Source organism: Olivibacter sp. SA151 (assembly GCF_054130995.1).
In genome coordinates this window covers 6035333-6057391 of record NZ_CP096391.1, presented here as the reverse complement: position 1 = coordinate 6057391, position 22059 = coordinate 6035333, and the positions used below count along the sequence as shown (strand labels likewise).

Sequence of the window (22059 nt, the reverse complement as noted above, 5' to 3'; positions counted from 1 at the left end):
TTTTCAATATGACAAATGTTGATTTCTTAGTTGTGGGTTCGGGTATTGCGGGTCTGAGTTTTGCCTTGAAGGCGGCAAAATATGGTAAGGTTCTGATAGTTACGAAATCGAACGAGGACGAATCTAATACAAAGTATGCACAAGGTGGTGTAGCCGTCGTTGTGGATAAGTCGGACAGCTTTGAAAAGCATATCGCTGATACTCTGGTTGCTGGTGATGGTTTGTGTGATAAAAAGGTTGTGGAAAACGTTGTTAAGGAAGGTCCGGAGCGGATCAAGGAAATCATTCAATATGGAACTCATTTCGACGAAATAACAACAGGTAGTTATGATTTAGCGAGAGAGGGCGGACATTCGGAACATCGTATTTTACATTATAAAGATATTACGGGTTTTGAGATTGAGCGGGCTTTATTGGAGCAAGTTCATCAGTCTGCCAATATTACGATATTGACCCATTATTTTGCTGTTGATCTCATTACTCAACATCACCTCGGCTTATTTGTTAATAAGACCAGTGACGATATTACCTGTTATGGGATTTATGCATTAAATACGTTGACAAATGAAGTTGAAAAAATCTTAAGTAAGATTACTGTAATGGCTTCCGGCGGAGCCGGGCATATTTATGCATCTACTACGAATCCGGTGATTGCTACAGGGGACGGCATAGCAATGGTTTATCGGGCTAAGGGGAAAGTAAGAAATATGGAGTTTATTCAGTTCCACCCTACCTCGTTGTATAATCCCGGTGAGTATCCATCATTTTTGATTTCAGAAGCGTTGCGCGGATTTGGTGCCGTTTTAAGAAGGAAGAATGGAGAAGAGTTTATGTATGAGTATGACGATCGTGGATCGTTGGCGCCGAGGGATATCGTTGCACGAGCAATAGATAATGAAATGAAGAAATCGGGAGACGACTACGTTTATTTGGATATTACGCATCGCGATAAGGCAGAGCTTTTGAAGCATTTTCCGAATATATATGCAAAATGCCTTAGTATTGGTATTGACCTTACGAGGGATTATATACCCGTGACTCCCGCTGCTCATTATCTTTGCGGGGGTATCTTGGTAAATGAATTCGGTCTTTCCTCAATTAATAATCTCTACGCCTGTGGCGAATGCTCTTCTACCGGTTTGCACGGCGCGAACAGATTGGCTTCCAATTCATTATTGGAAGCTTTGATTTATGCCCATCGGATATTTGAACATGCAATAAGCGTTTTTGACAAGATCACTTTACCTCTTAATATACCCGATTGGGATGACACGGATACACAGCTATCAAACGAAGATATTTTGGTCACTCATAATTTAAGAGAAACACAGAAGATTATGAGTGATTATGTTGGGATTGTACGTTCGGATTTTCGCTTAGAGCGTGCCATGCGGCGACTCAAATTACTTTACGAGGAAACGGAAGAGTTCTATAAGAACACGAAATTGTCTGTGAAACTGTGCGAGCTTAGAAATGTCATCCAAGTTTCGTATATTGTCATTAAATCGGCAATGGCTCGGAAAGAGAGTAGAGGTTTACATTATACTACAGACTATCCGAATCATTCAAAGGAGCTGATAGACACTGTTTTTTAGGTATATGGCATTAATAAAGGCTGTTTTAAGTAAGACTCCAAGCATTGGCGTTGATACATTTATTGCAGAGAACGCCACCATAGTTGGTAATGTAACGATAGGGAATCATTGTTCTGTATGGTTCAATGCGGTTATAAGAGGGGATGTAAATTATATTAGAATAGGCGATTATTCAAATATACAGGATGGTGTGGTGATTCACGGTACTTATTTAAAGAATGGAACGGATATAGGAAGTTATGTGAATGTAGGACATAATGCTATAGTTCATGGGTGTACGTTAAGGGATCATTGTTTGGTGGGAATGGGGGCAATTGTGATGGACAAGGCGGTTATTGAGGAATATGTAATTGTAGCAGCGGGAGCGGTTGTTTTGGAAAACATGGTGTGTGAAAGCGGTTTTTTATACGCCGGTGTACCTGCAAAAAAGATTAAGCCCTTAACAGCCGAACAAAGGACCTTGTTAGATAAATTGCCGCACAATTATGTGCTATATGCTAGTTGGTTTGGGGTGGATTAGCTTCCATCGACTTATCTTCACTCGGTATATCGATGACTTCCTCTTGTTCCCAATTCGGTCTAACCGTGATTGGTTTACTATGATACCAAACCTTTTCAGGCTGTGTACGCTTTTCTACATCAGCTGGGTCCCATTTATTATTTCGATTTATATCATAAACGATTCTAATTAAGTACTTCCCACCAGGAAATTGCTTGAAGACGAGTCGATCGGATTTCCGAATGGCAGTTGAGAGAAAGATATTTTCCTTCTTTTCGTTTGTTATCTGAACGAGGTATTGATTTCCAATGGTATCAGGTACATTTAATTTTAAAATAACGTCTCCAAAATTTTCCGTTTCATCCAGTGTAAACTTTCGCTTTACAGCCTTTGATTTTTCACCAAAATGCCCTTGAAACGCATTCTCTTTTAGATCCAATTCATAGTTTCGTTTAGGGCGCCAATTGTACCGTATAATGTACGATCTATTATTGCTGGTATCTTTTACTAGTTGGAAGTTAGTACGTGAAACGGAATCTTCCGTAAGTATTATGTTTTGTTTGTCAAATGACTTTATGGGAGCGGTGCTGTTTAATATGATGTGTTTTATTTTGTTAACCTTCTGGCTATTGATATTATCGGTAATAATGAGATCCCGATCGTACTTTTCATTTTTGCTTCGGCGAATGGTCGTTGAATCTAAGACCTGATTGTTTTCGGTAATACGTACTTTTAAAGAATCGAAGGTTAATTCACTTAGCCACATCGAAGCGCTATCCCGTGTAGAACTATAATTTACAATTTTATCCTGATCTAAGGAGCTTGGGCTAAGGACCGCAATATCGGGGTTTGTTATGGGTCTATTAAAAATGAAATTTATCGTACCATTTTTTTCAATTTTACGGTCTAGCAGTCTGAAAGTTGTTGGAACAGGTTTAGATATCGCTAAACGAATATTACTAGTGTCCTTGTTCAATAAGAAGGAGTCAGTTAAAAAGCCAATTTCCTCGTCTGTTCCGTTAAATATACGATCATTATTTTTTTCTTTTAGAGCATAAATGCGATATGTATCTTCTTTTAGATTGTGAATCTTGAAATTGCCTGCTGAATCGGTAAGCGTAAAAATATTCGCTTTTCTCTTACCGAATATTGAATCTTGGCGGGTAGGGATAAGCATAACCGTCACCTCCTTTTCCTTTTCTAAAGTAAGTGCGTTGCTGACATTACCCGATATATTAAGTGAATCTATTTGATCGCCGGTAGCAAAGACATAGCTGTAATTTAATAAAGGATTTCCCTCGTTATAATCCCCGAGGGCTTTTCCAAAGTTTATGGTGTATGTTGTTTTTTCTTCCAGGGTATCAGGTAAGGTAATGACTAAGGATTTCTTCTTTATTTTATAAATTGGAATTTTATCCATATCAGGCGTTACACTGATTTCTTTCAGTTCGTTCTGAAGTTTAACAAATTCGTCAAACTCGATAACGATTTCTTTGGATTTAAAATTTCTGCTGAGGTTGATAGGCGTTTCTTTTAAAACTTTTGGAGGAATGCTATCCTTTGGCCCCCCCATCGGTTGCTGTATGCTTGCACAATGCGTATTGAATAATAAAGTGACGAAAAGGATGACTAAAATAAGGTAATTTGTATTTAAGCTTATTTTTAAGCCTTTTAACACGTTTTTCTTCTTTTTGGAGATTAGCATCGTTTTTTAAAAGATAATGTCTCTTATCGCTTTATTTAATTTTTATATAACGTATTGATATTCAATAATTTATATTAATTTGACATATGAACCATAAGAACACTGACGTCAGCTGGTGATACGCCGGAAATTCGAGAGGCTTGACCGAGCGTTCTCGGTTTTATCTTTATAAGTTTTTCTCGAGCTTCTTTTGAAAGGGATATCAGTTGATTATAATCAAAATGCGGATTAATTTCTTTATCCTCCATTTTCTTCATTTTATTTACAATCTCAATTTCTTTATCGAAGTAGCTATCGTATTTTACCTTTATTTCGGCCTGTTCTATTATTTCCTCGGAAAAATCAGCGAGCAAGTCCTTTAAGCTACTATTTGCTTCAGCTAAATTCCAGATATTTACCTGAGGTCGAGTAAGGACATTGAACATTTTTATATTTTGGGTGAGTGGACTGGAAGATAATTTTTCCAATATTGGATTCATTTTAGAAGCTTCAACAGACGTTTTGCGAAGGTACTCTACTATCTCATCAGACTTGCTAATTTTAGTTTTCACTTTATCTAAGGCCTCTTCCGAAGCTAAACCAAGTTGGTGGGCCAATGGTGTTAGTCGAATATCAGCATTGTCCTGTCTTAAAAGTAATCGATGCTCTGCTCGAGAAGTAAACATACGATAAGGTTCTTCTGTACCTTTTGTCACTAAGTCATCAATCAAAACACCTATATAAGACTCCGATCTTTTAAGTATGAGTTCATGTAGATCGTTAATTCGTTGATGCGCATTTATACCGGCAATGAGGCCTTGACTTGCTGCCTCTTCATAGCCGGTGGTACCATTAATTTGTCCTGCAAAAAATAGGTTTTTTACCTTTTTTGTTTCAAGTGTTAAATCCAATTGCATTGGAGGAAAATAGTCATATTCAATCGCATACCCAGGTCTAAACATTTTGGCATTTTCAAAACCTGGAATTTGCCTCAAAGCTTTGAATTGTACATCTTCAGGCAGTGATGTGGAAAAGCCGTTAACATAAATCTCGTGGGTTCTCCATCCCTCGGGTTCAACAAAAATTTGATGTCTATCACGTTCGGCAAAGCGATTTATTTTGTCTTCTATAGAAGGACAATACCGAGGGCCCAATCCTTTAATTCTGCCAGTGAACATCGGTGATTTTTCAAAGCCTTCTTTTAAGGTATCATGAACATTGGTATTCGTATAGGTGATCCAACAGCAGCGTTGCTCTTGAGGCAAATCAATGGATTGATAAGAGAAGCGACCTCTTTTCTCGTCTCCCCACTGCTCTTCCATTTTGGTATAGTCGAGCGTTCTTCCATCTACACGAGGAGGTGTTCCCGTTTTCATACGACCAGACTCAAAGCCAATTGAGATGAGTTGCTCGGTTAATCCGGTGGCGGCCTTCTCGCCCGTTCTACCTCCACCAAATTTTTTTTCACCGATATGAATAATACCATTTAGAAAAGTGCCATTCGTTAATACAACTGCATCCGCTTCGATTCGTATTCCCAGTGACGTAATAACACCTTTTGCTCGTCCTTGAGCTACAATAATTTCTTTAACGGTATCTTGCCAAAAGTCTATGTTTGATAATGATTCCAATTGGAGTCGCCATTCTTCAGCAAAACGCATTCGGTCGTTTTGCGACCGCGGACTCCACATGGCCGGACCTTTAGATAAATTCAACATTCTAAATTGAATGGTGGTTTTATCAGCGATTATCCCGGAATAACCACCTAGCGCATCTATTTCGCGAACTATTTGACCTTTAGCAACACCTCCCATGGCAGGATTACAACTCATTTGAGCAATTGTACCCATATTCATAGTAATGAGTAGCACTTTTGATCCTAAGTTAGCAGCCGCTGCCGCCGCCTCGCATCCGGCATGGCCGGCACCTACAACAATAACATTATATTTTGAAAACATAACTCTTCGTGTTTCACGTGAAACATTTTATTGTGTTTCACGTGAAACGTTTATATTAATTCTCCTAATTCTATCCAGCGAACACTCTTTTCTTCTAGATCGTTATTTAGTACTTCTAGTTCTTTCGAAAGTATCGTAATAAGTTGATGATCTGTAGTAGATAGCAATTGTTCGGTTTTTTCTTTAATTGTAAATTCTATATGTGTAATTTCCTGCTCTAAAATCTCAAATTCTCGTTTCTCTTTAAAAGATAACTTGACCTTATCTTTTTTAGGTTCAGTAGTGTTTGATGTTTTTGTTTCTTTCTTTACCGGGTTTTCCTCTAGTTTGAAATCCGAATAATTTCCATTATAGATTCTTATTGGCTGTTCTCGCTGAAAAATGAATAATTGATCAGTAAGTTTATCAATAAGGAAGCGATCATGTGAAACAAGAAGTAAGACTCCCGTATAATTTTCCAGAAAATTTTCTAAAACATTTAGGGTATCGATATCTAAATCGTTTGTGGGTTCGTCCAGTATAAGAAAGTTGGGATTCTTGATAAGAACACGCATTAATTGAAGCCGCTTCTTTTCGCCGCCACTTAATTTTTCAACTAAATTGTATTGCTTTTCGGGAGTAAAAAGAAAATGAGTTAAGAGTTGAGATGCAGTAATGATCTCCCCTTTTCCGGTTGTGATGTATTCAGCTACTTCTTTGACAACATCAATTACTCGTTGCTTTTCGGTGAAATTTAATCCGCCCTGCTTATAATAACCGAAAACAGTTGTTTCCCCTGTGATGATTTCACCACTGTCAGGTAACTCTTGACCGGTAATTAAATTGAGAAAGGTAGATTTACCGCTACCGTTTTTTCCTGCTAAACCGATCCGATCTCCTTTTTTGAAAATGTAAGAAAAATTATCAACTATGGTATGCTTTCCGAATGACTTATTAATATGATTCAGCTCTAATATTTTATTACCTTGTCTACTTAATTTAATGTCTAAACGAAGGCTGTCCTTTCTTTTATCACTTTTTGTTTTTTCCTCCAAATCGTAGAAGGCGTCAATTCTTGCTTTTGACTTGGTACCGCGTGCCTTGGGTTGGCGACGCATCCATTCAAGTTCCTTTCTTAATAAGTTTTTATTTTTCTCTAGAGATGCCGTGTCGGATATTTCGCGTTCTGCCTTTTTTTCTAGGAAATACCCGTAATTGCCTTTATAAGAATAAAGGTTTCCTTCATTAAGTTCCTTTATCTCGGTGCAGATATTGTCTAGAAAATAGCGGTCGTGTGTTACGAATATAATTGTTTTCTGTCCGATCGTTAGCAAATTTTCCAACCACTCAATTGTTTCAATGTCTAAATGGTTGGTTGGTTCATCTAATATATATACGTCCGGTTCGTCTATTAATAACTTGGCTAAAGACAGTCTTTTTCTTTGTCCACCTGAAAGCTTGTTGATTGGTTGTTCTAAATCAACAATACCCATTCTATTCAAAATGGTCTTAATATTATTTTCAAAATTCCAGGCATCTTTAATGGTAAGTATATCTGCCAATTCCTGTAGACGGGGATTACTCGTTTGCTCTGTTCGTATAAGAAAATCGTACTCCTTTATGAATTGTTGGATATCATTGTCTATGCTATAAATAAAATCTGACACTCGTGTCAGATTTTCAAAGGAAGGTTCTTGTTCGAGATAGCCTATTTTCAGATCTTTGGTTTTTACTACTTTTCCTTCGATAGGGATCGTCTTTCCGCTAAGGATTTTTAACAAGGTAGATTTGCCCGTTCCGTTAATGCCGACAAGCGCCACCCTATCCCCCTTCTGCAAACCAAAAGTGAGGTCCTTAAATAGCCATCGATCACCAAAGGTATGGCTTATACGCTCTACTGATAATATACTCAAACTATAATATTGTTATTTGTTATATGTAAATATTTGTTTTATAAGTAGTTATGTATTAAAAATGCTAATCTTATCTTGGCCACCATCTTTTACCATAACTATCAAGCTTAACAGTTCTTGAAGTTATTTATCATACTAAATTGTGCCTAGCCACACGCATTGGGAATAACTATCAAAGAATACCTAAATTTTTTGTAAAATTAAGTAATATCTGTCAATAGAAGCGGTATTGAATATGTTAATTGAGCTTATGGTCGGGAATTAAATGGAATTTAGGAATGACTACATCAAATACCGCTCCGTCTATTTCCCTCAACATTTGATAGCTGCCCTGCATACTGCCCATGTCGCTCTTCAAATTGCATCCTGATACATATTCATACCGTTCTCCAGGCGCAATGAGCGGTTGCTGGCCAATTACTCCTTCACCTTCTACTTCTCTATGTGTTCCATTTGAGTCAAATATAAACCAGTGTCTTCTTAATAATTGAACATTGTAGTCGCTCATATTTTCTATGGTGATTTTATAAGCAAACATGAAATGTTCGTTTTCCGGATTTGAATACTCCGGTTGGTATATTGCCTCTACCGAAACTTTAACACCTTCAGTAATTTCAGTAACCATTCTTTTCTTATTTTGAGGCAATATAGGAAATGGAGAATTAAAATAGAAATACTCCGTTATCAATTTTTGTTCATTTATACATCAGTCGTGACGTCCGCGAACTGAAATGCTATCTCGTCTAAAACTTCATTAATCTCCGGCACTTTATCTAAGCTTACTAGTTTCATTCTATATTCTTTGAAATTGGGAATACCTTTGAAATAGTTTGCGTAATGTCTTCTCATTTCGAATATACCTGTTTTCTCACCCTTCCATTCTATTGACTTTACGAAATGAGTCTTACACACATCCACTCGTTCTTTGATGGTAGGACCGTCAAGGTAGGTACCTGTTTCAAAAAAGTGCTTGATTTCGCGAAATATCCACGGGTAACCGATAGAAGCTCTGCCAATCATGATACCGTCAACTTCATATTCTAAACGCCAAGCAGCGGCCTTGTCAACGCTATCTACGTCCCCGTTACCGAAAATAGGGATATGTATTCGCGGATTTTTTTTTACCTTTTTGATCAAACTCCAGTCAGCACTTCCTTTGTACATTTGTGATCGTGTCCTCCCGTGTATACTAAGTGCTTGAATTCCAATATCTTGTAGTCTTTCCGCTACCTCATAGATATTCTTGGTATGATCGTCCCATCCAAGTCTTGTTTTCACGGTTACCGGTAAATGCGTTGCATTAACTACGGCTTTGGTCATTGCTACCATCTTATCAATGTCTTGCAATAAACTTGCCCCCGCCCCTCTACAAGCTACATTTTTAACCGGGCAGCCATAATTAATGTCAATGAGATCCGGTTTGGCTAAAGTGGCTATTTCAGTAGCTTCTTCCATGCTTTTGATATCACTGCCAAAAATTTGAATACCGATGGGGCGTTCATATTCGAAAATATCTAACTTCTGCTTACTTTTAGCCGCATGTCTAATCAGTCCTTCAGAAGAAATAAATTCGGTATACATCATATCTACCCCATTCTGTTTACATACATACCTAAAGGGCGGATCACTCACATCTTCCATTGGAGCAAGCAGCAACGGAAAGGCTCCTAAATCAATATTATTTCCTATCTTGACAGACATTATCTATATTCAACTCAATCATTAAAATAATTTCCTCTACAAAATAAGCTCTTAATGGCAGAGGAGAGACCGATAATTCCTTTTATATGCAACGCGATTATATTGCATATAAAAGGCAATTTATCTAAGTTTGCAAAAATATAAAAAATTGAGTGCTTATCCTTATAATCGTTCTGATAATCATCCAAGTATGTCTTTTCTTTACTTACTCATTACGGTATTGCTTTCTGCCACCGTTTTTAGTTTAGTGGGGGTGTTTATTGGTTTTTTACTTTTTGGGCGTGATGTTTTGCAAATAGGAGCCAAGGGTTTTACCGGATTAACAGCGGATGAGTTAAACTTTATCAGTATATCACAGATTTTTTCAGCGATAGGAACATTTGTGGTTCCATCCCTGTTGCTTAATCGAATAGAAAAGAACAACCGACCGTATTTTGATTTATCTTTTAAGCCTAATGTTAAGCTCTATGCATTGGTTTTATTATTAATGGTGGTGTTTTCACCCTTTTTTGAAATAACAATCTTATTGAACGAGCAAATGCATCTTCCGGATTTTATGAAGAATATCGAACAATGGATGCGCGAGAAAGAAGATGAAACCGGGGCTTTGACGAATGCCTTTTTATCCCGCAAATCTTTCACCGGGTTGATTATTAACATCTTCATGATCGGAATTTTAGCAGCCGTTGGTGAGGAGTTTTTATTCCGAGGATGCTTACAGAACATTTTTATTAAGTGGATCGGGAAGCCGCATATGGCGATATGGCTAACGGCAGCCATATTTAGCGCAATCCACGTTCAATTTTATGGATTTCTGCCCCGAATGTTAATCGGTGCTTTATGTGGATATTTATACTTTTGGGGACGAAGTATCTGGCTTCCGGTAACAGCGCACTTTATTAATAATGTATCAGCTATTCTTATTGCCTATTATCTTGTTAAATCAAACAAGCCTTTGGATTCACTATCATTTGAACTTAATCAGTGGCCTTTGGCGATCGCCAGCTTATTTGCGGGTATCTTCGTTCTGTATTTCTATAGACGAAAAGCGAAGCAAATAAATTAAAAATCATTATTATTCACATGAAAACGCGCGCAATAACAGGTTTTTTCTTCGTTTTAGTTATGCTGGCATCTGTACTTTCAGGGGCTTATGCATTTAGTATATTCTTTATTGTTTTAGCCATTCTTAGCTTAATCGAATTTTATAGATTAATAGATAAAGAGGGTGTAAAACCTGATCGTTTGGGCGGTACCTTATTGGGAATAGTTCTTTTTATAATCGTGGCACTACTGGATTTAAATTTTGTAACGCCTTCTGCATTATTGTATTCTGTTCCTCTTTTAGCCTTTATTTACATACGGGAGTTATATCGAAAAAACGAACGGCCTTTTTACAATATTGCACTTACTTTTTTAGGTGTTATCTATGCAGTAATTCCTTTCCTGTTTTTTTTCAGACTTGGATTCCTGGGAGGTCATTACGAATACTATCTTCCCATGTCGTTCTTGTTTATGCTTTGGGCAAACGATACCGGTGCATACCTTGTGGGTATGAAATTTGGTAAAACGAAGCTATTTGAACGACATTCGCCTAAGAAGACATGGGAGGGCTTTATTGGAGGTGTAGCTTTAAGTGTTGGTGTAAGTCTTATTTTACACCATTATTATGCCAATCTGGCTCGCTGGGAGTGGTGTGTGATAGCGGTTATAATTTCTGTATTCGGAACCTGGGGAGATTTAACGGAATCGATGTTGAAGAGAAGTTTTCAGGTAAAAGATTCCGGATCATTGTTGCCAGGACATGGTGGATTATTGGATCGATTTGACGGCTTGCTGTTGGCGGCGCCTTTAGTCTATTGTTTTTTGAAACTGGTTGCCTAAGCAAGAGGTGTTCGCAGTCTCCATCGAGCCGATCATATTTCTGCCTGACTTCAGGGCAGGCAGAAACAAGATGTGATACTTTTTAGTTTGGGTCAGCGGTGTTTATAAGATAGCTGAAGAGATCATCAGCTGCCATTTTTTCTTGCTCGCCCGTAATCATCTTTTTTATAGTTAACATACCGGAGGAGAGCTCTTCTGCCCCTATGAATATAACATAAGGAATCTTTTTCTGGTCGGCATAAGTTAGCTGCTTCTTAAGTTTTGCAGCTACTGGATAAAGCTCACTTGCTATTCCGTTTTTTCTTAAGGTTTGGAGTAAACTCAACGCATAATCTTCGGTAGACTGATCAAAGTTTGTTACCAACACCTGCGTTGTTTTCGTTGTACTCTCCGGAAATAGATCGAGTTCCAAGAGTACATCATAAATACGATCGGCTCCAAAAGATATTCCTACACCGGTGAGACCCGGTAAACCAAACATTCCGGTTAAGTCATCATACCTTCCGCCTCCGCCTATACTTCCCATAGAAACTTCGTTGGTTTTGACTTCAAAGATGCTTCCGGTATAATAGTTTAATCCCCTGGCAAGTGTAATATCAACTTCTATATAGGGCAACGCATTGGCATCTAATTTTTGCGCATAAGCCAGGACCATTTCAATTTCTTCGATTCCTTTTTGCCCCATTTCTGAACTTTTCAATACTTCCTTTAATGTGGCTAATTTATCGACATTGCTGCCTGATAAAGTAATAATAGGATCTAACATTGCAAGCTCTTCCGTTGAAAAGCCTTTAGCCGCTAGTTCTTGTTTTACACCTACCAATCCAATTTTATCCAACTTATCGATAGCTACGGTCATATCGATAAGTAGTTCGGGCTTTCCTATAATATCCGCAATGCCGGCCAGTAGTTTTCGGTTATTTAGTTTAATGACGAAGTCTTTTAGACCGAGGGATGACAGCGCTTCCTGGTATACAAGGATAAATTCCGCTTCATTTAACAAGCTTTCTGAGCCAACCACATCTGCATCACATTGATAGAATTCTCTATATCGACCTCTTTGTGGGCGATCTGCCCGCCAAACGGGCTGGATCTGGAAACGCTTAAAAGGCAATGTGATCTCATTTTGATGCATTACTACATATCTAGCGAAAGGGACCGTAAGATCGTAGCGTAAGGCTTTTTCAGCGATAAGGGGCGTAATCGAATTTGAATGAAGTGTTGCAAATTTTTCGGCGGATATTTTTGAAATGAAATCACCGGAATTGAGTATTTTAAATATGAGCTTATCCCCTTCCTCTCCATATTTACCGGTTAAGGTTTGCAAATTTTCAAACGAAGGGGTTTGTATTTCCTGATACCCATATTTCCTAAATACGTCTTTTATTGTATTGAAAATATAATTCCTTCTCTCCATTTCAAGTGGAGAAAAGTCACGTGTACCTTTTGCTAAAGATGGTTTAATTTGTGCCATGGCACAAACTTAGATAAAATTTTACTCTTTCAGATTGCTTAAAGCTATTAAGCGGAGGGGTTAACCAATAAAAAAGGAATTTTTTCTAATCAACCTACAAATCAAACGGAGCATACAAACAAAGCTTCAAAATAAATGTTTTATAGAGACATTATTATTTATCCATTAAATCATGAAAAGAAATTTAATTTTGGGTGCCATCCTATTATTTATGGGCCTAGGCGTTTATGCGCAACAAGATAAAAGTAAGCGCGCTAGTCCTCCTGACAGCCTTCGTATAACAACATCATCGGGAGTGACTATATCGATCAATTATAGCAGACCCTCTGTTAAAGGGAGAAAGGTGGGTGAGGATATTGCCCCGGTAGGAAAAATATGGCGGACAGGTGCTAATGAAGCAACAACTTTTGAAGTAAATAAAGACGTTACAATTGAAGGAAAAGCATTGAAGGCGGGCAAATATAGCTTACACAGCATACCGGGTGAACAAACTTCAACTATTATTTTTAACAAAGTATGGAAAAAATGGGGACTCGATTACGATGAAAAGGAAGATGCATTACGTGTAGAGGTTCCGACGGAACAGAATAGCCAATCAGTAGAACAGTTTACCATATCGGGTTCTAAGGAGGGAAGGATAGAATTGATGTGGGGGACTTATAAAATAGCTTTTACGGTAAAATAAGAGATTAAAGGATTAAATGACTTCCATGAAGTGGATGATTAATCGTTCATTTCATGGAAGTCATTTTTTATGATGTGTATACGGACATCATGTAAGATAAGTACGACCTAATTTCCTTAAAACTTTTGTATAAATTTTATTAATAAAACGTATTATCAAATAAAAGGTTTAAAAAGTTTCTCGAATGAGAAAAAAACTCATTATTTTTGACAAAATTTTTAAAATATAGGCATTCAATTAAAAAATATATATTTGGTATGGTGATATTTCGGGATAGGATGTTATTTTTTAAAAAGATGAAGCTCCTTTGGGAGAGGAGCTTCAACGCTAACCAATTATAAACCTATATTAAACTGAGGGGCAAAACCAGACAAAAGTTGAATTGTTTTTGATATCTTATCAATAACTTATTCCCTTCTGTTGATACAAACATAATAAAACTTCATAATATTTACCATATTTTTAATAAAATTTTTCATTTTTATAAATATTTTAAAAAATACCGTCAATAATTTATAAACATCAAAAAATCATGGAAAAAAAGTCTCAATTTTTAGAACTTGATAACTTAGATACGCAAATTTTATCTATTTTGATGAACGATGCATCAGTTCCATACACTGAAATTGCAAAAAAGCTAGTAGTTTCAGGCGGAACGATTCACGTTCGCATGAAAAAAATGGAAGAACTTGGCATTATCAGAGGTTCTAACCTAATTATTAACCCTCAATCTATAGGATTTGATATTTGTGCATTCTTGGGTATATATTTAGAGAAAGGATCTCAATATAAAACGGCCGTTGAACAGTTAAAAGAGGTTAAAGAAGTGGTAGAATTGCATTATTGTACAGGTCAATATAGCATGTTTGCTAAAATTATATGCAGGGATACCAATCATTTACGTCATGTTTTGAATGAAGATATACAAGCTATTAAAGGAATAGCAAGAACTGAGACAATTATATCGCTAGAAGAGAGCATAAAGAGACAAATTTCACTGATATAGTACAAAAAAGGTAATAAAAATGAGTAAAATGAGATTATTTTATTATTTTTCTGTTTTACCTGTTCTTTAACAGAAGCTTTATTACCGCTTTATTGTTCTGTAGGAGGATATGATGTTTATTCAATTTTTCTCTAAAATAAGTGCATATTTTTGGAAAGGGTGTAGTCGTTAAGCTAATTGCCGGATTTCAAACGAGGAAGAGAACGTTTAATTATCTCATTCGTATTTGTCATAGGTTTTAGGAAGATGGCACAAAAAAAGCCTATCATTTAATGATAGGCTTTTTATTTAAGAGACGAATGTTTCTTATTTTACGTAAGAAACTTCTTTTACTGCGTTTATAATCTTTTTAATGCTAGGTAAAGCGGCTTCAATAAGCGTTGGTGCATATGGAAGAGGAACATCTGCAGAGGTAACACGAATAACCGGGGCATCTAAATAATCAAAAGCATTCTTTTGAACATTGAAAGCGATCTCTGATGAGATAGAGGCTAAAGGCCAAGCTTCTTCTACAATGACCAGGCGATTTGTCTTTTTTACCGATTCTATAATCGCTGCATAATCAATCGGACGCACGGTTCTTAAATCTAATAAATCGACGGAGATGCCATCTTTAGCCAACTCTTGGACAGCAGGTATTACGACCCGTGGAATCATCTTACCAAAAGATACAATGGTTACATCCGTTCCTTCTTGTATTTTATGTGCTTTTCCTAACTCTAAATAATATTCTTCTTCCGGAACCTCTCCTTTGTCTCCGTACATCACTTCTGACTCCATGAAAATTACAGGATCCGGATCAAGGATGGATTGCTTTAATAAACCTTTTGCGTCGTAGGGATTAGAAGGAACAACAACTTTTAATCCGGGACAGTTTGCATACCAATTCTCAAAATTCTGTGAGTGTTGCGCAGCTAATTGGCCTGCATTACCTGTTGGGCCCCTAAATACAATTGGACAGGAATATTGGCCGCCACTCATCGAGTGGATCTTTGCTGCACCATTGATCACTTGATCAATGGCTACCAATGAAAAGTTGAAGGTCATAAATTCTATGATCGGTTTTAGACCTTTCATAGCTGCTCCAATACCGATACCAGCAAAGCCTAATTCGGCAATAGGTGTATCGATAATACGCTTAGCTCCGAATTCGTCAAGCATGCCCTGACTTACTTTGTAGGCACCATTGTATTCAGCAACTTCTTCGCCCATCAAGAAAATTTTCTCGTCTTTGCGCATTTCTTCGACCATTGCCTCGCGAAGTGCTTCTCTGAACTGTATTTCTCTCATTAGATATAAGTAATGTATTTAAATCAATTTTTTGTACGCAAAAGTACTTTAAAAAACTGAAAATATGAAGTAAATGATCGCTAATTCATTAATATTCACTTTCGATTTCAATATCTTGATCTACACCTGACCGAAAGAATTCCTGATAGTGATCATTATAGGGTAAATCAATACGCGGATCATGTTTGAAAGGTATTTGTTGGTTAAAAAGGTCTTCTAAAACCTGTCTTAAGCGAAGCTCAAATGCTTCTTTAAAGCTGGACAAACTTGCTTCTGAAAGCAGAAATTTACTGCCTCTTGATTTGGTATAAAACAAACTACCTTCTTGCCTTAATCTTCTTGCCACATACAGGTTCGGCTCCACCCCTATCTTGCCGGTTTTTTTCTCATAGATATATGTATAAAAGAGTGTTTGCAAGAGGGCTTTATTGAATTTTCCTGAAGATGGATCAAAAAGGGAATCGATATCGGTGTAGTCGAGCGCATCGCTTCCTGTTTTATAATCTACAATACGGATTTTCCCATCTTTTTCATCTACGCGGTCAATGATTCCATAGAGTTTAACAGATGATTCTTTCCCGTCGACTGTAATTGGAAAGTCAATGACATAATCTTGTTTATTCTCCAACTCGATAATCGTAAAGGGTGTATTCTTTAAATCATGGTGGATGAAAATCTGCGCATATTCTTTAACGATTTCAAGCACGATTTTTTCTGTACTGGACGGGCTATTTATGTCAAAATAAGCAGGATTGCCATAAAAATCTTTTGCCGTTGCCTTCAGACACAAATGATCTAACCGGCTCAATTGATCTTTTATCCGTTGTGCGGTGATATGTGGGCTTACACGTTTAAGTTCTTCGTAAAACCATTGCATGATTTCATGTATAATGGAACCGATCCTATTTGCTTCAAAATCTTCGGTTAACAATTGGGGTTCCTTTATCTTAGCTACGTATTTGAGGAAGAAAAGAAGAGGAGATTGAAGAAAGGTTGTGAATGCCGTTGCCGAAATACCGGGACGTAGGTTATTGTCACGGTTCAAATAGGACTGCAAAATCTTCCCAATCTCATTCACCTTTTTTATTTCCATTGCGGGGGGCGCTTCGTTTGTTTTAATTATTTGTTGCTGCTTTAATTCGATGAAATTAAAGTGACTTTCGAATCGTAGTTGTTTGACAAATCGACTAATCTCTCCCGAGCTGTTTTCATCCACATGGCCATTATAAACAAGTGTAATTTGCTCGGCTCGCTGCATGAGTCGGTAAAACAAATAAGCGGAAAGTGCCTCTTGATTTTCCAGTACGGGGAGACCGTGAGCTCGGCGAATAGAATCAGGGATAAAAGTCGCTGAAGAGCTTGTTTTTGGTAAAATGCCTTCATTAACACCTAGTATATAAATTTCTTTAAAATCAAGATTTCTTGTTTCAAGAAGACCCATAACTTGTACACCGGATAAGGGATCACCCTCAATAGCAGCCGTTATTCCTTGCAGCGATTTCCTGATCAACGAGATTGTAAATTCGACGCTGAGTGAGGGGAGTGTGCTCAATGCATCATAGAGTTGGTTAAGTATCTTGAATACTTCTGTAAAAATAGCCGCGTCGGGATAAGTTAATAGCTCTTTTTCTTTTCTGATCTGGAAAATTTCGCGAATAATTTCCTGCAGGTTTTTGATTAGATATCTTCCGTCGGTTCTTTTGTCAAAGAAAGAGGTCCGGCTTACCGCTTGTAATTCGGCAAGGGGCACATTTATATAATGATTGGTGTATATGAGTTGCTGAACTTGCTCTTTGATGGGATCAGGTGTATGAATAAGGGGATGGGAAAGAAAAATTTCGACATCTTTATAATATATAAGATCGCTCTTTTGCTGCAGATATCGTTCTTGTATCCTTAACCATAAATCGACAATTCCATAGATTGGAGATTGTGAAATTGGAAATCCCATGGTTATATTAGTCTCTATTGATACCGGAATGCTTTGTAATGTTGGAATTAACAAACGTTCGTCTGCTAACAATACTGCTATCAGGCCCTGACTGATAGCATCCGTGGATTTTTTATCAACAAGGAAGCTATCCAACAGCTTTGCCTGTGCCGTATAGCTTGTCGTTTGGACGATCTTAATATTTTGCTTACGATCTGCTAGCTGATTAAACGGGGCACCGAGTGCATGAAGCAATCCATGGCTGTTTAAATTACGACGGAGAAAAGCGCCAGCCTCTTGCTGAACGTCATCCAAATAGTATCGATCTACATCGAAATAAAAAAGTGCACGTTTCTCTTTTTGCCATTTTTTAAATAAGAGCGCTTCCGCTTTGTTCAAGGCATTAAAGCCGACGAAAACTAATTGCTTAAATTGGTATATATAAGACGGACTGGTTTCATCCCCTTTAGCAAAAGAGCGATAAAATTGGGAGTTCGTAGCTAGTCCCCGTTCTTTTAATGCCTGATGAAAATCCGTATAAAGCAGTGGAAGTGTTTTCCAAAGTTCAATAAAACGATCCTGTATATAACTGTGTTTTTCGCTGTTGAAGGTCGACCAGAATTGAGCCATAAACGATAATTGTTCTTCCGAGAAATGAGGGAACTGTTTTTCTATTAAGGCAATATCGTATAATTCGGTATAGACCTCATTCGGTTCAACCAGGTCGTAGTCTAATTGAGCAAAATCATTTAAGATAGTTTCGGCCATAGGATAGAATCGCTCTATACTCATTGTTTTTCCATCTATGCGTTGCTGGATGGCGTTGTAGCATTGATAGAGCGTAAGAATTTGAGTCAGTTTATCGGCCTCCCGCTCAACAAAAGCGTTATTGAAAAATTGTTGAACAGTAAAGAAAGAAGGACTCCAGATCGGTTTACCGATAAGCTCAGCTAAGTACTTCTTCATATACACTTCAGGACGCTTATTATTGAATATAATAGCAATATCCTTTAACGCTGAACCAAAGCGAGCGATTAAATCATTTGCAACTTCTTTTAAAAATGGGATCATTGTAAGCGAGATAAAGAGAAAAATTAAACTTCTACCAACCGGTTATTGAATGCATAAAATAAAAAGGTGCGTATATTTGGGTAACCCATTTCCTGTAAGTTTTGCTGGTATTCTTTCACCTGGGCAATATGTTGAGGTCTTTCCATTCCGGTAAACTTAAAATCCAATATGATCGTTTCATGCTCTCCAATTAATACTTTATCCGGGCGTAACACACTTCCGTCTTTCGTTATAATACGTTGTTCATTCAGACTTTGATAAGGCTTGTCCAAAAGCGCCGCTAATTGTTCATTATTACGAAGTCGTATGGCCTCATCAAGTAAAGTCATAAGCTCATCTTTTGTAATTAAGCCCTCACTTTGCATTGCATGGAGATAATTTGGAAATTCCGCTATTTCAGTTGTCAGGGATAACAGCTCATGCAGCAATAAGCCTTGACGTGTTGCTGCGTTCTGTTCGCCCAGCGAAAGCAGTTCCTTTTTTATTTTTCGGTTGTCTAAGGCTTCCTTTAACAATTCGGAAATAGGATATTTATTAAAGCTCCAATTGTAATTGGGTGGGCTTTCCCAGAAATCGATACACCCTTCTTGGTATTTAACCGGAAGTATAGGAGATTTTTTTATATCTTTAAAAGGCGTTGTTGATGGATAAATAATGCCATGGCTATATTCTATACCGAGTTCGTCGCTATGTAGTGCTAGTACCGAGCGGAGCACATCCGCAATTAAGGAGTCACTTTCTTTTCCTTCTTTAATATCAGGCGCACTTATATAAAGTTCCTTTCTGGCACGCGTAGTAGCTACATAAAGTAGGTTTAACGCATCCATATAGTTGAAAAGCATTTCTTCCAGGTATGCCTTGAATAGCGATGATTTGACCAGCATACTGTTGTATTTTACGGGAACACTTCGAAGAATTTCATAAGAGGTGCCACTTGTATCCACCCAAAAGTTGCTGTTAACCATTCCGTCAAGTTCCCAAGAGCAAAACGGAATCATTACAACATCAAATGCCAGACCTTTTGACTTATGAATAGTCATAATTTCTACCGCATTACTTCCTTCGTTTGCCGGCAATGCCTTCGTTTTTCCTTCTTCATCCCAATAACCAAGGAAGGAAGCGATGCCGCGTTCGCCCTGCGAACTAAATTCAGCTATAATGTCCCTAAAGGCTATTAAATAAGGAATGGTAGCTTCATCATGGGTTATTCCATAGCCATTGATCAACGATTCAACTAATTCTGTTAAAGGGTGTTGTTGCCATACGTACCAATTATTAATGACAATAGGGGGCAAGATCTTTCCCCAGACTTTAATATCGTATTGCGTGGCATTTAACCAAATCGAGGCTTCGTCCTCTTGATTTAATCCGTAAACTTGTTGATAAAGAAGGAGGCAATTTGCTCGATAAAGCGAGGCCTCCTCTACGGGTGTAATCATAGCTTTCAGGGTGTTAATAAGCAAGCGTATGCCGGGATTGTTGACCAATAAAAGCGCGTCTCCCGAGATTACCTCGAACTTATGAGATTCGTCCAGTTCCTTCTGAATGTGAAGTAAATACTCGATAATTTCGCGGGCCTCCGTGTTGTTTCGTACCAGAATACCTATTTGGCGAGCTTGGTATCTGCCCTCAGTCAGCCAATTGATAATCGTGTCGGATAGCGCTTTTAAAGCTGCTGGTTTAATCTCTTTACCGCGTGTTTTTGCGAAGGAGCTCGTAACGGGAAAAAAAGAAACGGTAACCCTGCCTCCTTCTTCGCCTTTGTCGGAGGGGATTTTTTGGACGGTTTCTGCATAGGCGTCGGTTAATATCTGTGTATATCCCGAAGCCTGCCACCATGAATTATATAAGCTATCACCTATTTCGGTGTAAATCTTATCATTTATTATTTGTTGTAAAAGTTTAGGTGCTTGAGTAAATAAAAAATTGTTGAATTTAATGATATTGGGAAGGCTTCGATAGTTCTCTTGAAGCGTCTGAAAACGGATGTGATGATCGCCTAAATCTCTTGTGGACTGATACTGTAGAATCCGCCAGTCGCCATTTCGCCAACGATAGATGCTTTGTTTAACATCGCCTACAATGAGGTGATGGGGAATCGATCGGTTCCCTTCTGTACTAGCCAGCGCATTCACCAACAGAGGTTGAAAGTTATACCATTGGTTCGACGAAGTATCTTGAAATTCATCGAACAGAAAATATTTATAACGATTCCCGACTTTCTCATAAATAAAAGAAATGTTTTGGTTCTGATGGCGATTGATTTCTTTCAGGAGATTTTGTGCATCACTAATAAGAGAGACGTCATGCTCTGCTCTGTAATCAGCAAGCAACACGCTCATTTCTTTTAGTAGACGTAGGTAGTAAAAATTAGCCTGAACCGCTTTTGCTAAAAAGTAAGTGCGACTATGTTCTTCTTTATAGTTTAGAATCTGCCGCAAAAGCGGATTCAGTTTATTATACAGGTCGGAAACAGCCCCACTGACACCATTCTTTTGCCACTTTTCCGGATTATCAATATAATCGGCAAACTTGTCGATGGCTTCTAAATTATCGGGAGCCAAGGACGGGATTTTAGGAATCAGGTTTTGCGATTTACGTAGAAAAAGGTCGCTTGATACCCCCGAGCTATTCACTATTTCGGTCGCAATTTTTAACAAGCGTTCGATTTCTTTTTCAAAACGAGTAATGAGTTCGTCCGAAAGATCGCTAATCGTTGTGAAAACCACTTGTCGATCAGCTTCGCTCAGCTGAGAAATGGCTTCGTCAAAAGGATGAAATCGTTCTTTGAAAAGTTCATCGGCAAGTTTTTTCAGTACCGTTGTATAATTCCAATTCCTGTCGTTCTCTATCTGCTTTCTGGCGTAATTGATAATCCACTGTAGCAAGTCATCACGATCGTTCAATAGTTTATTGAGCCGTACTACCAAATCTTGCTTCACTTTATCGCTATTCATTTCCAAGCGATAGGCTGCATTTAAGCCCAGTTCGAAGCTAAAACTTCTAATAATCTTTTGGTAAAAACCGTCGATTGTACTGATGGCAAATCGACTATAGTTATGTAAAATTTGCCTGTAAACCTCCATCGCTTTTTGCTGTATATCTTGCCTGGAGAGTTGTGGATGGACCTCTAATATAATATTGCGATAAGATTCGACCGCTTCGCTGCCTAGCGCGAGGCCTTCAATGACCGTTAAAATGCGGTGTTTCATTTCGGCAGTAGCCTTATTGGTAAAGGTAACGGCTAGAATTTCCGAAAAATGAACCTTACTAGTGAAGAGCAGACTGATATAATGAGCGGTTAAGCTAAAAGTTTTCCCGGATCCGGCCGAAGCCTTTAATATTTTTACTGGAGGAAGATTGGCCATATTAAACAAAACGCTTTACTTT

At 37.9% G+C, this 22059-nt stretch carries 15 protein-coding genes; 6 read left to right on the top strand and 9 right to left on the bottom strand.

Annotation, left to right across the window (positions count from 1 at the left end):
- The first annotated feature begins 8 nt into the window (after window positions 1-8).
- Window positions 9-1595 carry an L-aspartate oxidase gene (gene nadB, locus M1D52_RS24795; protein WP_013664588.1) on the top strand — a complete coding sequence of 529 codons (1587 nt, stop codon included), beginning with the start codon at window positions 9-11 and terminating at the stop codon, window positions 1593-1595.
- 4 nt (window positions 1596-1599) lie between these two features.
- Window positions 1600-2115 (top strand): gamma carbonic anhydrase family protein, encoded by a 516-nt coding sequence (locus tag M1D52_RS24790; protein ID WP_013664589.1) that lies wholly within the window; start codon window positions 1600-1602, stop codon window positions 2113-2115.
- Here the strand turns inward: M1D52_RS24790 and M1D52_RS24785 are convergent.
- From M1D52_RS24785 to dusB, 5 genes are all read right to left on the bottom strand, one after another.
- Complete coding sequence (locus M1D52_RS24785; protein WP_437394131.1) at window positions 2093-3799, bottom strand: Ig-like domain-containing domain; 1707 nt, start codon at window positions 3797-3799, stop codon at window positions 2093-2095. The two genes, M1D52_RS24790 and M1D52_RS24785, sit on opposite strands and share 23 nt — an antisense overlap.
- Before the next feature lie 74 nt (window positions 3800-3873).
- Window positions 3874-5736 (bottom strand): tRNA uridine-5-carboxymethylaminomethyl(34) synthesis enzyme MnmG, encoded by a 1863-nt coding sequence (gene mnmG, locus M1D52_RS24780; RefSeq protein ID WP_149105139.1) that lies wholly within the window; start codon window positions 5734-5736, stop codon window positions 3874-3876.
- Window positions 5737-5786: 50 nt separating this feature from the next.
- Window positions 5787-7628, bottom strand: a complete 1842-nt coding sequence (locus M1D52_RS24775; RefSeq protein WP_437394132.1) for an ABC-F family ATP-binding cassette domain-containing protein — start codon at window positions 7626-7628, stop codon at window positions 5787-5789.
- A 238-nt stretch (window positions 7629-7866) separates the two neighbouring features.
- Window positions 7867-8253 (bottom strand): Co2+/Mg2+ efflux protein ApaG, encoded by a 387-nt coding sequence (apaG, locus tag M1D52_RS24770; protein ID WP_013664593.1) that lies wholly within the window; start codon window positions 8251-8253, stop codon window positions 7867-7869.
- 74 nt (window positions 8254-8327) lie between these two features.
- Complete coding sequence (gene dusB, locus M1D52_RS24765; RefSeq protein WP_437394133.1) at window positions 8328-9329, bottom strand: tRNA dihydrouridine synthase DusB; 1002 nt, start codon at window positions 9327-9329, stop codon at window positions 8328-8330.
- A 190-nt stretch (window positions 9330-9519) separates the two neighbouring features.
- Here dusB and M1D52_RS24760 point away from each other — a divergent pair, with 190 nt between their 5' ends.
- Together M1D52_RS24760 and M1D52_RS24755 are read left to right on the top strand one after the other, a co-directional pair.
- Entirely contained in the window at window positions 9520-10395 is an 876-nt protein-coding gene (locus M1D52_RS24760) for a CPBP family intramembrane glutamic endopeptidase (protein WP_437361303.1), read from the top strand.
- A 17-nt stretch (window positions 10396-10412) separates the two neighbouring features.
- The gene (locus M1D52_RS24755) at window positions 10413-11213 is read left to right on the top strand and encodes a phosphatidate cytidylyltransferase (protein ID WP_149105143.1); all 801 of its coding nucleotides are present in this window, start codon (window positions 10413-10415) and stop codon (window positions 11211-11213) included.
- Between the two features lie 82 nt (window positions 11214-11295).
- Here M1D52_RS24755 and hisS read toward each other — a convergent pair whose 3' ends face one another.
- Complete coding sequence (gene hisS, locus M1D52_RS24750) at window positions 11296-12687, bottom strand: histidine--tRNA ligase (RefSeq protein ID WP_013664597.1); 1392 nt, start codon at window positions 12685-12687, stop codon at window positions 11296-11298.
- 172 nt (window positions 12688-12859) lie between these two features.
- On the opposite strand from hisS, the gene M1D52_RS24745 reads away from it, so the two are divergent.
- Together M1D52_RS24745 and M1D52_RS24740 are read left to right on the top strand one after the other, a co-directional pair.
- Window positions 12860-13372: a DUF2911 domain-containing protein gene (locus M1D52_RS24745; RefSeq protein ID WP_013664598.1), complete on the top strand. Its 513-nt coding sequence runs from the start codon at window positions 12860-12862 to the stop codon at window positions 13370-13372.
- A gap of 532 nt (window positions 13373-13904) precedes the next feature.
- Window positions 13905-14378, top strand: coding sequence for an Lrp/AsnC ligand binding domain-containing protein (locus M1D52_RS24740; RefSeq protein ID WP_013664599.1), 474 nt, complete (start codon window positions 13905-13907; stop codon window positions 14376-14378).
- Between the two features lie 306 nt (window positions 14379-14684).
- Here M1D52_RS24740 and M1D52_RS24735 read toward each other — a convergent pair whose 3' ends face one another.
- The 3 genes from M1D52_RS24735 to M1D52_RS24725 all read right to left on the bottom strand — a co-directional run bounded on the left by M1D52_RS24735 (window position 14685) and on the right by M1D52_RS24725 (window position 22037).
- Window positions 14685-15668 (bottom strand): pyruvate dehydrogenase complex E1 component subunit beta, encoded by a 984-nt coding sequence (locus M1D52_RS24735; RefSeq protein ID WP_013664600.1) that lies wholly within the window; start codon window positions 15666-15668, stop codon window positions 14685-14687.
- Between the two features lie 88 nt (window positions 15669-15756).
- On the bottom strand, window positions 15757-18669 hold the full coding sequence (locus M1D52_RS24730) for a PD-(D/E)XK nuclease family protein (RefSeq protein ID WP_437394134.1): 2913 nt from the start codon (window positions 18667-18669) through the stop codon (window positions 15757-15759).
- A gap of 23 nt (window positions 18670-18692) precedes the next feature.
- Window positions 18693-22037 carry a UvrD-helicase domain-containing protein gene (locus tag M1D52_RS24725; RefSeq protein ID WP_437394135.1) on the bottom strand — a complete coding sequence of 1115 codons (3345 nt, stop codon included), beginning with the start codon at window positions 22035-22037 and terminating at the stop codon, window positions 18693-18695.
- Window positions 22038-22059: the final 22 nt, after the last annotated feature.